General features: G+C 43.2%; 11 protein-coding genes. All 11 read right to left on the bottom strand.

What is annotated here, in order from left to right; translation table 11 throughout:
* Positions 1–6 precede the first annotated feature (6 nt).
* Complete coding sequence (locus tag CRO03_RS15790; RefSeq protein ID WP_097112607.1) at positions 7–1,410, bottom strand: protein kinase domain-containing protein; 1,404 nt, start codon at positions 1,408–1,410, stop codon at positions 7–9.
* A 5-nt stretch (positions 1,411–1,415) separates the two neighbouring features.
* Entirely contained in the window at positions 1,416–2,108 is a 693-nt protein-coding gene (locus CRO03_RS15785) for a PP2C family serine/threonine-protein phosphatase (RefSeq protein ID WP_097112606.1), read from the bottom strand.
* Positions 2,108–2,779: a vWA domain-containing protein gene (locus CRO03_RS15780; protein WP_097112605.1), complete on the bottom strand. Its 672-nt coding sequence runs from the start codon at positions 2,777–2,779 to the stop codon at positions 2,108–2,110. The genes CRO03_RS15785 and CRO03_RS15780 overlap by 1 nt, the downstream gene beginning before the upstream one ends.
* Positions 2,780–2,811: 32 nt before the next feature.
* Positions 2,812–3,030: a hypothetical protein gene (locus CRO03_RS18400; protein WP_141397758.1), complete on the bottom strand. Its 219-nt coding sequence runs from the start codon at positions 3,028–3,030 to the stop codon at positions 2,812–2,814.
* Between the two features lie 19 nt (positions 3,031–3,049).
* Positions 3,050–3,379 carry a DUF4258 domain-containing protein gene (locus CRO03_RS15775; RefSeq protein WP_097112604.1) on the bottom strand — a complete coding sequence of 110 codons (330 nt, stop codon included), beginning with the start codon at positions 3,377–3,379 and terminating at the stop codon, positions 3,050–3,052.
* Positions 3,380–3,770: 391 nt separating this feature from the next.
* Positions 3,771–6,689: a UvrD-helicase domain-containing protein gene (locus CRO03_RS15770; protein WP_141397757.1), complete on the bottom strand. Its 2,919-nt coding sequence runs from the start codon at positions 6,687–6,689 to the stop codon at positions 3,771–3,773.
* Positions 6,690–6,773: 84 nt separating this feature from the next.
* Positions 6,774–7,124 (bottom strand): hypothetical protein, encoded by a 351-nt coding sequence (locus tag CRO03_RS15765; protein WP_097112602.1) that lies wholly within the window; start codon positions 7,122–7,124, stop codon positions 6,774–6,776.
* A 223-nt stretch (positions 7,125–7,347) separates the two neighbouring features.
* The gene (locus tag CRO03_RS15760) at positions 7,348–9,249 is read right to left on the bottom strand and encodes a nuclease-related domain-containing DEAD/DEAH box helicase (RefSeq protein ID WP_097112601.1); all 1,902 of its coding nucleotides are present in this window, start codon (positions 9,247–9,249) and stop codon (positions 7,348–7,350) included.
* 43 nt (positions 9,250–9,292) lie between these two features.
* The gene (locus CRO03_RS15755) at positions 9,293–9,487 is read right to left on the bottom strand and encodes a hypothetical protein (protein ID WP_097112600.1); all 195 of its coding nucleotides are present in this window, start codon (positions 9,485–9,487) and stop codon (positions 9,293–9,295) included.
* A 379-nt stretch (positions 9,488–9,866) separates the two neighbouring features.
* On the bottom strand, positions 9,867–12,929 hold the full coding sequence (locus CRO03_RS15750; RefSeq protein ID WP_097112599.1) for an AAA family ATPase: 3,063 nt from the start codon (positions 12,927–12,929) through the stop codon (positions 9,867–9,869).
* A complete protein-coding gene (locus CRO03_RS15745; protein ID WP_097112598.1) occupies positions 12,926–14,068 on the bottom strand; it encodes an exonuclease SbcCD subunit D in 1,143 nt (380 codons plus the stop codon). The genes CRO03_RS15750 and CRO03_RS15745 overlap by 4 nt, the downstream gene beginning before the upstream one ends.
* Positions 14,069–14,104: the final 36 nt, after the last annotated feature.

The raw sequence follows: 14,104 nt of genomic DNA, 5'->3' as shown, positions 1-14,104 counted from the left end.
GTACGCTTACCACCTGAATTGCCAAATAACGTGCATCTGATCCAGTGCACCAATATGAAGCTGAAATGGAGCGGCAGATGAGTCTCGTGATTCGAGCTTAAGGCCTTGATATTTCTCAAGAGGCTTTATCTTTATACCGCGTTGCAAATTCAGAGTGCAGCCCTGGAGTGGATAAATACCCAATCCTTTTTCTGTATATTCAACTTTCACGTGATCTGAGGGCCAACGATCATAACTGTAAGATGGCATCATCCGCTTCAATTCCTGCGTGTTACCCTGCTGCAGGAATACCAAGCGGCCGGTTTTGAGCCAATTGTCTGGCAACTCAGGATGCTTTTTCGCTTCGCTTTCAGATATAAAAATATACTCTTCAAAAACTACTAAACCGTGATCAGCTGCTGTATCGCACATCCAGCAATCCGGAATGTCGTCGAACAGAGTTTCTTTAGGAATCAGCGTCTGATAATTGCAATGCAAGCAAGTAATTAAGCGCTCTTTTACCTCGGTTAGCACTTCCAGCCACTCTGACATCAAAGGCCGCTCTGAAGGATCGTGCCGCCCTGCTTCAAAGCAACGATGAAACAGCGCCATTAACTCACTGTTCTCAAACAGATGATTTAATTGATTATAAGAACTAACATTGTCATTATCGGTAAGGTCGTTTATCCAACTAATCTCACCTCTGAGTGCAGCGTCTTCCAGCTCTGGCTCACCGTCGTTAACCATATCGCCTTTAAATGGATGGCAATGTGTCAGCAGTTGGTAAGCTAACACTGCAAAACTCCAGCAATCCGTTAAACTGGATAGCAACGCCTCATTACGAACCACCTCAGGAGCACCATAATCTGCGGTGTGTAACGTCAGGCCACAATGGGCTTCTAAACTAATATTGTCACAATCAATCAACCAGGTTTCGGAGTATTGAGGATCTTCGGAAATAAAAACATTGGTGGGTGATATATCACCATATAACAGACCGCGACTATGCAACTGGTTAAGTGTCCTCGCTAGCTGGCATAAGATATCGACCCGCCGCTGCACCCCGCCCTGCTCCAGATACTTTTGTTCAGGAGAACTGGCGTCAATATATTCATCAAAAAGGCTTTGCACAGGTACTAGCCCATCCATTAACTCCATCACATATCCAGCTCGTGGCTCGGCCAGCAATGCCAGAGGTCTGGCAATTTTTAACTCATGTAAGTTTTGCTGGATTAACCAGGCAATATGCTTGCGCCAAAGACTACGTTTAGTCTCATTTTTATCAGTAAAACCTTTAACTAAAACTCGAGGAAGCTGGGTGTAATACACAATACCCTGGCCCCCCCTATTCATTTCAGCGCCAAGCTCATAACTAGAGCCATGGGTGTCTAAAACTTCCCGATTACTTCGTTTATTCTGATTATTCGACATTTGAGTTAATCCAATCTGAAAATGCCAGCAAGGCTTTTGTCATCACCATGCAGCGGAGTACTCCATTGCGCTAATTCCTGCTCTAACCAGCGGCGCATAGCCCGTTTACTCAAACGCGATGTCCTGTGATAGATGGCATCAAAAAACTGACCAAGTTGTTCCGGAATAAGATCGTCTGAAATTCCATCGGTTAACAGCAATACACCATCTCCAGGCTGACTTAACTGGATTTGACTACATGTCCACCGCTCTGGTTTAGCGCACCCCAGAGTGTCAGTTTGATTGGCGAATCCATCCCGCGTTGGTGTTAGTACCCGGAATATTCCGGCACTTTTAACCATTACCAGTCCATCCCCAACCTGGGCCAACCTCAGCACGCCGGAATCAGACACATGAGCCCACAGGCAAGTGGTATCGAAATCCCGAAAATCACTGCCACAGGCAACAAGCCATTGTGCTTTTAAACAGGTCATAAGCTTTTCCGGCGCAGCAGTTTGCAGTTGCTTAACCGCATCCCGCGCCAGCTTTACAGCCTTACAAGATCCGATATGACTAAGTGCTCTGCTCCCCAACCCATCTGCAACCGCGGCAAAAACTCCGCCATGTACGCCGCAAACGTTAAATGCATCCTGGTTAGGTAAATTATCCTGGAGATGCGCCGGTCCAATAACCGACGCACCTGAAGCAACTAAACGCATTAAAAATCCCAATCATCTTCAGATTCAGGAGGCAACTGCAACGGAGTTGATTGATTAGGTGAGGTAGATTGGCTTCGGGCACTAACACTCATCGTCACTGCTTTAAAAAAACGATGGATGTCACGTGCGTTTTCCGCTTTAAATAGCGGTGCTTCAGGATCATTTGCGAAATCCGCTAGCATAGCAAAATCTGCATCAGCGCCGATAGCCATGGCGAAGCGGGTTGCTTTCGCTGAACGCTCACCATTTTTTAATGTCTCAAACGCCTGACGCCAATCATCTGTCGGGTAACCATCTGATACTAGAACAATAACTGGTTTATAAGCACGGGAGGAGATCCGCTCGCGGTCTTCAATCAGCTCACTTGCTAAACGTAACGCACCGCCTAATGGCGTTGGACCATCGGCAGTGAGCGGATTAAAAGCTTCAATACTGTGAGCAGGTGTAAGCCCTAAACTGACTTCAGCCTGATAGCCGCCAAAAGTAATTACGCTAACCTGTATCTCTGCCCGCAGTCTACTTTCACCACCAAAGGTTTTTAGCATATCCTGCAAACCGCGGTTCAACGCCTCTATTTTACCGTTTTTAAACATGCTGCCACTGGTATCTGCGAGTACGATAACCGGTAATGGCCGGGCAGCTTGAACCTGAAACTTTTTTAATTCTGACATCTGTGTATACCTTGTTTTAATTTTTAGTCTTATTAATAGTCGTAGCCTTCAGACCAACCTTCATTGTCTGCAAAAGCCGAAAAAACGTCGTCTTCGACACCGGAATAATTATGAATGCATCCGGTATCGTCATGTTCATAGTTTTCACTGCCTTTGTATCCATAGACACTATGATTTGCGGTGACCGCTGCCTCTTCAGTATTTCCTAAAAGAGGCAAACCTGAATAATTTCCGTGTGGCGATATCTTCATCTGACTGACCTTTTTGGAATTAATGTAAATGCTTATGCTTTCTTTTACTTGGCCGGATATGGCGTAAATCATGGTTACGATAGGCAGTTAGAACCGTGCCCTTATCCGGCACTGTCAGCACATGCAACCCATCAAGTTCTTTCAACTCCGGGCACTCACTTGCATACTTTTTAATTTCTTTGCGGCCAATCACATGAAAGACAGTTCTGCGGGAATGAATTCTGCGCCCAAACTTCAGCACTAATTCAATATCACGCTCACTCATACCCCGTAAGTCCATACGTTGCTGTGCATGTGAGCTGATTGCTGGTTGATCAGACATCTGGTTGTATTGCTTTTGGCTACTCATCACGCTCTCCTCATTCTTGTTGACAAGATAAGATTTGCAGAAAGCGGGCCAAAGCACTTTAATTCGATTATTCAGTGACTTAAATAAAAGCGGCGCCCTATACTCTGTAATTTTATTTCTAGGTATGTAATTTTTCTTACAGCTGGCTAGGAACGACTCAGGATTAGCAAAGGTTGCGGTACGAGGTGCAGGCAGCAGAAAGCTGTCAGCTGTTAAATAGCCAACATTTGGACTATTAAAAACGCGGGAGGTAATACATCTCGATACAACGCGAGGATATTCTACAACCACTACTACAATCCCTTGTGTTAATTGCACTACTCATTAGCACGATTCACTTGTACCGAATATAATTATTAATTTCAATAGAAATTATTTTTAATAAATGTCATTAAATAACGTAACTTTCACGAATAAACTCAATTGCTTGCTCTTTATGGCCACAACTTGCCCCTTCTTTGCGGTAATTCCTGCAGCTCCAAAAGGCGCCAAAGGGCCCGCTGCGCTGCATCATTTCTGCGCCACATTTAGGACAAACAGGTACCCAGTTATCACAAGCGTCATTAATACACACCTTAAAGCGGCCTTTTCGCGTCATCGGTGAGCTGCATTTAGCGCAGCCGCGTTCTTTGTGATTACACAGCGGGTATTTGTTGCAGCCAAAAAAGCTGCCGAACTGCCCCGCTCTTGGCACCATGCTGCCGGTTTTGCATTTGATACATTTAATTAAATGAAATAGCTGTTGGCTAAGCGAGGTGTCAAACTCATTGAGCTCTACGGGGTAGTTTTCATTTAATAACTCAATGATAAATTCTGATGCCACGGCCATATCGGTGATCAGATAAACCCGATGCCTGGCTCGGGTTACGGCTACGTAAAACAGCCGGCGCTCTTCAGCAAAGGTAAAGTCTTCTTTTGCCGGCAGTAACGCCTCCAATAACGGGTGGGTTTGCTTGTGAGATGGAAAGCCATGCTTGCCGCTCTCCAGCCCCAGCACTACCACATAATCAGCTTCTTTGCCTTTAGAAGCATGGATGCTGTAGCTTTCTATTTTCAGGTTACTAAATTGCCGGGCTAAACGATTAAGCTCGCCCCTATCCGGCAAATTAAAACCAAAGCGTCCCAGTAAATACACACTACTGCCAGGCGGTGCCAGGTTATTAATTTTACTGAGCACCACTTCCAGCCGGCTGGGTTCGCCAATATTAACTCTGTTATCGGCACGCATTAATGACACTGCTGGTTTATCTACCCGGCTAAAAGTATTGAGCTGTTTGCGCACTTGCTGTGGGTTTTGTAGCACAAACTGTGAGGCAACATCGCTAATGCTATTGTTAAAGCGAAAAGTTAAATCCAGCGGTGTTACCCGGGTTGAGCCAAAGCGCTGGGTAAAACCGGTGGTAAACTGCAAGTCGCTGCCGGTAAAGCGGTAAATAGCCTGCCAGTCATCGCCAACACAAAATAGAGACGCATCGGGTACGCTATCGCGCAGGTAAGTCACTAACCTGGCACGCGCGTCTGAAATATCCTGAAACTCGTCAACCAGAATATAGCGCCAGCGGCTTTTAAAGCGGCCACTTTTTACATAAGTAATAGCCTTACCTATCATATCGTCAAAATCGATATGGTTATGCTGAGTAAGTAAGTGCTGGTAGTCATCGACCACAGGTAATAGCAAAGTAAGTGCCGCCTGCACTTGCTCAGGGTTAGCTGTTTGGGCGATGGCCGCTTCCAGTTGCCCCGGCTCATAACAGTTAGCACGATAGCGCTTTAGCAAATCGGCTAATAAGGCAGCAAAGGCGCTAATAGCGCCAAATTCACGTAGTGTTTCTAAAATAGCTTGTACCGGCAATGGCTCTGCGACTGCGCCAAAGGCAGCAAGCTGTTTATCCAGTTCCTGATGAAGCGTGCCTTCGGTGTGCTGATAATGATAAAGCGTAATAAGCCTGGTGCCATGAAATTGATGCAGTTCATGCTTCCAGGCCATATCCTCATGGTACTGCTGCCGATTGATATAAGGTGCCGTATTGCCCTGGCGATCAGTGCCGAAAAACTCTATATAAATGCCCTGTTCTGGCAGGTAAAAATCGGGCTGGTATTGACGATGAAAAACCGTGGCGGTTGGGTGCTCATAATTCGCCTCGTATTGATACTCTATACCCTGCCTCAGCAAGTAATTAGCAATTAAACACTCGCCCAGGCTTTTTACCTTTTCGCTTTTAAGCGTGCGAATATCATTAGCCAAAATAAAGTCGAAGTACTCACCCTCTGTTTGAAAATCAAAAGGATTAGCCAACGGGTACAAATAATGCTGAAAGTACTCCAACACCAGCTCTTGATAATCAGACTGCTTTAAGTGCTGTTCAAACCAATCATTTACCTGCTTAGCCAGCAGTTTATCGTCATCAGCCAGTGGTGTTAGCGTGGGCTGTGCCCCTTCTACAGCTGCAATAATATCTTTGCCTAATTTATGAAAGGTACTGGCTTTAATTCCGCAATCACCTAAGCGCTTTTCAATCCGCTCTTGCATCTCTGTAGCCGCTTTATTGGCAAACGCCAGCATTAAAATTTCATTTGCCTGAGCCTGACCGCTTTGCAGCAGGTAACCTGCCCGCCCCACCATGGTACTGGTTTTACCGGTGCCGGCACCGGCCAGCACCTGGTTATTGTCTTCATCAATCAGACAAGCTAAGCGTTGCCGCTCTGTCAGTGGCTTGCTTTCTACTGCATCAAACAGGTTTCTATAGGTAAGAAGTTCGCTATTTATAAAGCGCTCTCGGAGTAAATTAAAATCAGTATCATCCCAGCCAGCCTGAAATAGCAGTGTTTCAAAAGGGCTAAAATCGATATCCGGAAAAGCAGTTTTATCAGGTAAGCGGGCAAAACGTGACACCGCCTGCCTGGCTAGCGCAACAACGTGAGTTAACCTCGAAGTTTTAGGATAGCCTTTGGCTATTAATGCCTGAATAGCGGCAACGGTTTTTTCCATATCTGGCTGTAATTGCAGCAACCAGTGCCGCTGCAGCCACTGATAATGCCTGACGGTAGTTGAGTTCGGCAAACAGCCTAACCGCACCGCACCTTTATTTGTGGTTAATAACAGCGTGCTAAACAACCAACCTCTGTGCAGGCCATTCAGGTTAGCTAACGACTCGGGTACTACCGTTAAATAATGGCCATTGGCTAAGGTTAATTGCATTTCAGTACCGACCAAAGCCACCTTTACTGCTTTTCTGCCAAATAAGCGCATTAACCAATGCGGTTTAATTACCCTGGGAGCATCTGAAACCTGAGTACTACTTAAACTCAATATTAATCCTTTTACCTAAGCCAATTTGAGCGGGCCGATCAATTGCAAAAATAGATAAACAACAAAAATTTACCAGCAACAATGTTACTTTCCGCCATTAGCCCGGCAGTTCTCTAAGTTTTCAAATGCAACAAAGTTCTTTGTCTGCTCGTAAAAAGCACTATTTTTATCATGGCAAATCATCGAGTTGCTCATTTTAACCTCTGGCGTAGCATTATTTACTTTGTTAGTTGGCGGGAACTTACCGCCTGATGCTATACAAGCGGCCAGGGTTTCAAATTTTTCAAAATGCATTGTTCGAGTGTAAAAGTCACTAGTCTGATAATGGCAGTAACCGTTACGACTCTTTTTTACAACGTTTTCTGACTCTTCTCCACTCGCGGCCGTTGAGTAGATAAACAACAGCCCGGCGATAAAAATTGTTTTTTTAAACATCACATGTCCTTTTTACAAGCTAAGTAGGCGGTTTTGACCACTGAAATTCGTTTTATAAAACTAGAATGTTAAATATATGCTTTTACTTCGCATTTACAGGATTTCAGATACAGTAAACATTCGATTAAACTCCCGTAATAGATAAATCATAAGCTTTTGGCTTTAGTTCGAAGTGGTAACACTTAAACCTAAAAAAAACCTTATACTAGTAAGCTTCAGCTCCCTAAATTGGAGTCATATGTTTTGCAAAGAACTCATGAAATTTTGATTCCCCAAAATTGAACACAATTAGATTTTTTTTAGCACGTGTTATCGCTGTATAAATCACTTCAGGGTTGTCATCTGGCATCAGAATAAAAAAAACCGTTTCTGATTCAAGGCCTTTAAAGCTATGAATTGTAGAAAGTTTTATTAGTCCAGAGTTTTGATAAAAAAATGATTTTTTCCGCCTTCTAATCCTTTCAATTTCTGCCTTTTTATTTAACTTTTTCCTGAAAATCTCTTTTAGCTCTTCCTCAGTTTCAAACATAATTTTTGTTGATTCTGACTTAGACAGTTCAGTATTGATTAAAAATAGCGGCTCAACCTGTGATGCTATGATGGCAATGTCATTCGGGTGAAAGTTATACCTGCGAATGTAATCGGAAATACGACCAAGAACCGTTAAGAAGCTAAAGCCTCCTTGTAAAAATTCGTAATTTAATACGTCAAAAAGCAATCCACTTTGAGTTGGAAAGCTTTCAAATATCTCTGCGTCATTATACTTAGATAACAAAAATTCTTTCTGAAATGCTGAAAATAACGAGACTAGTGGTGCGTCTATGCTTGACCTATACGACTTAGTTAATTTATTCCATGAACCAAATCCGAGAACAATTGGTGATGCTCTCTTGCTCTCTTCTCTATCGTAAATATTCTGAGACTGGTCACCGAACATTACCATCTCACCATCATCTTCAAGAAAATTATCTCTTATTATTTTAATCCAATCTGGATCGTAATCCTGGATCTCATCTATGAATATCGACTTGTATTTTGTTATAGAACGCCCCTCAAATAGCTTCTGATATGAGTAGACCTTTTCTAATTTATCAGGCTCATCATCTCGAAACTTAGCCATGACATCTTCAATAGAAATTCCATATTGATTTATTTTCTCATTGATAAAGCCATGGTAATGAATTACTTCAATTTCATTTTCGAGTCTACTCCCTGCAATACGGCTTATAACATCCTTTATGTAAAAACGAATCGTTATATTGAATGTAAGAATAAGCACTATGTCACCATGCCGCTTTCTCGCGTTAATCGCTCTTTGTGCAAGAATAGATGTTTTACCACAACCAGCAACTCCTTTTATCTTACTCAAACCGGCGGAGCTTTCAGAGAGTTTCAACTGTCTTGAATCAAATGGGACTTTTATACCCTGCTCTAATACTTGGGATGATGGCATTAACCTTCTTCGTAAATCTTGATAAATCTCATCTGTAAAAAGACTGTTTTTGGCTATATTTTTTATTTTATTTACTTTCAAGTCTAAAGAGTCTCTGCAAATTGATATTGATAAGTCTCTACTTAATTGTTTTTTCTTTGATTCCCAGTAATTTATCTTTTTTTCGTAGTCTTCAAAATTGTAATCGCCCCTGAGAGCATTTGTCTCCGAGAGTATATTCCTAATTTCTTGCTCAGGAGATCCATAAAAGGAAGCAAGTTGAATTTTAAGTATTTTGTGAAAATAAACGTAAACGTTTATAACTTTGTAAAAATTTTTATTTGAAAGCTCAGAAAGCCCTAAAATAGGGATATGTAGTTCAAATAAATTCGATTTATATCTAAAAGCTTGTTGTTGTGGCGATCGAATTCTGTTGTTTAATACATACCATAAATTCTTACTATCAATACAGTAATTAGAGAGTTCCCAGTCTTTAACTTCGATTACGACCGCACCATGACCCTTTTTTAGTATAATTACATCGGGCCGATCCCCATCTAAATATGGATTAAAAAAGATCTCAAAGTCATCATCTAAGTGACTTTCTAAATATTCTAAAAGATATCTTTCGCCTTCCTCTGGCTTGACTCTTAGCCTATTTATGTTTTCCCAGTCTGGGTAAATTTTTGCCATTAGGTCCCTCTTTTAAAAAAACTTCCTGTTTAAAAGCAATAATTTATTTTTTTCTATGTTCTTTAGAGTTATCGAGATTTTTAGTAAGGTACATAATCATGCCTGAAACCAGTAAAACCGGGCCTGCCACATAGGTAACATATACACCAACATAAGAAACAGTCACCCAAATAAAAATATATATAATTAAAGTTAATATAAAAATTGCTTGTGACTTTTCAAATAACCACTTTTTCATCTTTGAAGTCCTTTTTCATATAGGTTGCTTCCCATTATTACCCAAGTGCCCTAGCGTGCTTCTGCACAGAATCGACTGCCAAATCTTAGGTATTTATATTTGGTTGGATGTACTTAAACAGCAAGTGACTTAACAAGAGCTTTACTTACTCAAGTTTTGCTCGCCATCTTCGACCCTACCGAGCAAATCACCGTCACTTTTGCTAAGGTTTGAACTGCCGCCGCGTCTAAAAATTTTCATTATTCCAACTTGGACTTCCCAGACCTTGCTAGACACTTATGATTAAAGAAGCTAAGACGGCACCTGATTAGTGTTTGACGCCATTACGTTGACAAACTCAGATGCCTTTTTATCTTATTTTAGTATTGATAGCTAAGTTTCATGCCGCGATCATAGCAATACGGCTCCCGGTTTTACCGCTGGTAACATCAACCCTCAAAGCCATCTGCTCTTTTAGTTCGGTAACATGGGAGATAATACCGATCATGCGGCCAGAGGCCTGAAGGTCGATAAGTACTTTTATCGCCGCATCTAGGGATTCCTGATCCAGACTACCGAATCCTTCATCTATAAACAGGGCCTCCAACTTAATGCCCCCCGCGTAGGACTGAACAACATCGGATAAACCCAGGGCCAAAGATAGGGCTGCCATAAAAGACTCACCACCGGATAAGGTCGCGACCGAACGGGGTTTTCCGGTATCGCCATCTTCTACTTCCAATTCCAGTCCTGAGGCTTTGTTGCCTTTAGCACGATCTTCTTTACGCACCAACTGGTATCGGCCTTTGCTCATGATATGAAGCCGATGGGAAGCCTGAATAAGTACATCATCCAGCAACACGCTCAATACAAAACGTTGCAAACTAATCTTATTACCGGTCGCACCATTGGCAACATTATTCAGCGTTCCGAAAATGGCATATTGTTTATTCAATACTTCATTGGCTGCGAGGGCCTTTACTAGTTTTGCTTTGACACTGCTCAAACTTTTAACACGGGCTTCTAGTTCACGCCAAATATTATCTTTATCTCTGAAATTATCTAATTTTTCAGTGAGCACTTGTTCAATCACATCTAAGTCAGCCCTTTGCTTTTCCTTCAACTCGAGTTGCAACTGTAGTACTACGCCCTTTAAACTCGCCAGTGCTGAACGATAATTATCCACTTCAATCTTCAAAGAAGACTGTCTGTCATCATCTAGTCGAGCATTAGAAAATTGCTCAAGGTCCTCGAAATCGCTTTGCATTAACGTCCTCTGCCAGGCTGAGTTTGCAGCGGTAGCCAAGCCTTCCTGCTCCTTTAATTGCAACAATAATGTCCTTTCTTTGGATATCGCTTGATCTAATACCGTCTGCTTGTCATTAAAAGCATGCTCAGCATCAATCAGCCCTTGTGCTAAGGCGTTAATATTTTTTGCGATTTCCTGTATAGCTAAGGCTAACCCATCAGCCTGTCTGTATTTCTCAGGGATCTGTTTCTCCAGTTGTTCGGCAGTTGTTCGAGCCTGGATAAGCATCTCATTGTCACTCGCTTGTTGTTTCACCAGCACTTCGAGTAACTCAAGGCCGCGAGCCTGGCTTGTCTTAATCTGTGCAAGCCGTTTTTCCAGCGTTTCTTTTTGTGATTTCAAGAAGGTAAGAGTATCAACACCCGATTGAACACTTTGTCGATGCTGCTTTAGTTCGTCAATAGTCTGTGCGGCATACTTACCCAGGCTTTGCTCAGCCACTACAAGCCTACTGGTCAATACCTCACGTTGACTCACAATTTGTGCCAAGGCATCTTTAGCGGCCTGCATATTATCGCGTGCTTTATTTTCTAGCTCCCGAGCAGTCTCAACTTGCTGCTTGGTAATGAGCTCGCCGTCAGCGCTTGCTTTTGCCGGTTCGGGGTGAGCTTTACTGCCACAAACCGGGCACGGTTGATCTTCTTTTAATTCTTCTGCCAACAGTGCAGCCTGACCAGAATGCCATGCCAACTCCGTTTTGGTGGCATTGCGTTTAGCCTCTTCGCAGGCGATGGTTTGGCTTGCTACCTGCTCTTCACCGTTAAGCTTTTGGGTTAATGTTGCTTCTATGCTCCTGCGAATTTGTTCAACTCCCTCCCGTTCAATAAGCTTTTCGTCAAGTACGGTCAGTAGCTGTTGCTGTGGGATCAGCGCCTCAATCTTTTTCACAAATTCAACAAGCTCTTGCTCTTTTTCAGCGAATTCCTGCTGAAGGGATCCCAGCTCTGTCTTCTTATCATCAAGATTATGTTTGCTTTTACTGGCTGTCTCAGTAACAGCCTTCATATTAACTCTTGTCCTGACCAGCTCTACCATTTGTCTCTCATGACGCTGCAGTTCAGCCTGCTCGGCTTTAAGCCCGTCTACCGCAATGGCCGCTGTCTTGGCCTTTTTAAATTGCTCGGCAACTTTAGTATGACTTTCCTTGGCGCTCATCAACGCTTCTTTACACAAGACATACTGTTGGCTAATATTCGCGAACTTTTGTGCTTCCGACACTTGGCTGGTATAGACGTGGAAGATCCCTTGTGCCTTCATAGATAGATCTAACAATGTTTGCTTGACATCCATTGCACCAGCTTGGTCTTGCTTTTTACCCAACTCGGTTTCTTTTCTGACTAATTCATCAAAGCGCATATTCAGTACGATAGCCTGGTCTTTGTTTCTTTGGGCGATCTTTAGTGCGTCTTCCGCTTTGCTTTTTATACCCTCAGCCTCTATTAACTGAGGCTTTAATTTCACTAACTCTTGGTCAAGTTCTGACTCAGAACTCACCTCTGCACCCTGTAATATCCCTTTAATCTCGCTTTGGTGATGCCCGACTGCTTTTTCGATACTAGAGGCTTTGTCCTTTAGGCTGTTTTCAATTTTCTTATAAATGTGTGTAGCAAATAATTTGCTAAATATAGCCTCCCGGTCTTTTGAGTCTGCAAGCAACAATTCACGAAACTTTCCTTGTGGTAATACCATTACCTGTCGAAATTGCTCTACCCCCAAGCCTATTAGTTGCTTAATTTCATCGTTGGCCTCGCCAACACTTTTTGACACCATGAGACGCCCATCTTCTGAGCCATCCAGTTCACGAAGTTGGGCTTCTGCTGGCTGAGTAGTAGTACCATCCCCGTGTTTTTTTGCGCGGTCTTGCATGGGAACCCGGCGGATCAAAAATCGTTTATTGGCCAAAGCAAATTCAAGGCTCACCTCGGTCAAAACCGAAACATCCGCATGATCGCAACGCATCTGAGTACCGTCACGCTCATTGCCGGTTGTCTGCCCGTATAAGGCAAAACAGAGTGCATCGAGGATAGACGTTTTGCCCGCACCGGTGGGACCATTGATTAGAAACAAAGGATTGTCACCCAGCTTGGTAAAATCCACCACTTCGCTACTTGCAAAAGGACCAAACGCCTGAATGCTTAATTTTAAGGGTTTCATACTACGCCCTCCTCTTTGTGAAGGGCTGTTATAGTCTCTCTAATTGCATCGTCTTGATCCTCGCTTAGTTCCTGACCATAGACCTGAACAAAAAAATCACGGAACATTTCAAGCTCTCCACGCTTAAGTTTCTCACGACTCATTTTTTGCTCACCTGTGATCAGCATGCCGGGCTTTTCAAGCTGGAGCACATTTGGATAGACTTCTCTTAACTTTGCCATAGGGTCTAAAATCGCATGACGATCCGTTAAGCGAACCAGTAGATAGTCTTTGTTGTTGGGGTCGACTTTTCCCTGCTCAAGAATGGTAGCCATTTCGCCCTCAACAATACGCATATCCCGCAATGGCAACAGGGGTAAATGACGATGGGTCTTTAAACCCTTCGAGTCCATCTCAACTAAGGTCACACCTTTCTTTTGATGCTGTTCGGAGAAACTGTATTTCATCAAGGAGCCAGAGTAGCGAATATGCTCTTCTCCGCGGTATTGAGGACTGTGTAAATGACCTAGCGCAACATAATCAAACTCTCGACAAGGCTGGTAACTCACCCGATCAGAGCCGCCGATAGACAAAGGTCTCTCCGAGTCAGATTCTTCTGAACCATCAATAAAACAGTGACTGATCAGTACGTTTGATATATCAGGGGACTTGTTAGCGCTGATCAAGTCAACCAGATAGGTATGGGCCTCATCATAAGTTGATACCTCTTCAGCAAATAGATTACGCACGGTCATCGGATCATTATAGGGCACGCCATAAAAAGCCACTTCACCGTCAGAATGAGAGATAACGACGGGTTCAATAACCTTTGTGAGATCACCTAGTATGTGCAAGCCGGATTTACTTAGCTGTTGGGCACCAAAACTCAAGCGAGTAGCACAATCATGATTACCGGGAATAAGAATGACCGGCACCTTCATTTCCAGGCAGATTGTATTCAGCAGTGTATCCAGTAACTCGACGGCCGCGGCCGGCGGTATAGAGCGATCATATATATCACCGGCAATAACCAGTGCATCAACCGCTTCCAGCTCGATATAAGCGAGTAACTGCTTAAGTACGTGCTGCTGATCTTCGAGCAGCGAAACATTATGGAATTGACGGCCAATATGCCAATCCGAGGTGTGAATAAACTTCATATTATCCCTATTTAACTTCTACTTTATTAGTTAGTT

The sequence above is a fragment of the Arsukibacterium tuosuense genome (assembly GCF_900215315.1).
GTDB classification, from domain to species: Bacteria; Pseudomonadota; Gammaproteobacteria; order Enterobacterales; family Alteromonadaceae; genus Alishewanella; species Alishewanella tuosuense.
Note: the sequence above shows the minus strand (reverse complement) of the source record. Positions and strands in the feature narration are given on the sequence as shown.

Coding starts and splice junctions, on each gene's coding strand:
- CRO03_RS15790 (WP_097112607.1), bottom strand. CDS start 1,410: ATGTCGAATAATCAGAATAAACGAAGTAATCGGGAAGTTTTAGACACC.
- CRO03_RS15785 (WP_097112606.1), bottom strand. CDS start 2,108: ATGCGTTTAGTTGCTTCAGGTGCGTCGGTTATTGGACCGGCGCATCTC.
- CRO03_RS15780 (WP_097112605.1), bottom strand. CDS start 2,779: ATGTCAGAATTAAAAAAGTTTCAGGTTCAAGCTGCCCGGCCATTACCG.
- CRO03_RS18400 (WP_141397758.1), bottom strand. CDS start 3,030: ATGAAGATATCGCCACACGGAAATTATTCAGGTTTGCCTCTTTTAGGA.
- CRO03_RS15775 (WP_097112604.1), bottom strand. CDS start 3,379: ATGAGTAGCCAAAAGCAATACAACCAGATGTCTGATCAACCAGCAATC.
- CRO03_RS15765 (WP_097112602.1), bottom strand. CDS start 7,124: ATGTTTAAAAAAACAATTTTTATCGCCGGGCTGTTGTTTATCTACTCA.
- CRO03_RS15760 (WP_097112601.1), bottom strand. CDS start 9,249: ATGGCAAAAATTTACCCAGACTGGGAAAACATAAATAGGCTAAGAGTC.
- CRO03_RS15755 (WP_097112600.1), bottom strand. CDS start 9,487: ATGAAAAAGTGGTTATTTGAAAAGTCACAAGCAATTTTTATATTAACT.
- CRO03_RS15750 (WP_097112599.1), bottom strand. CDS start 12,929: ATGAAACCCTTAAAATTAAGCATTCAGGCGTTTGGTCCTTTTGCAAGT.
- CRO03_RS15745 (WP_097112598.1), bottom strand. CDS start 14,068: ATGAAGTTTATTCACACCTCGGATTGGCATATTGGCCGTCAATTCCAT.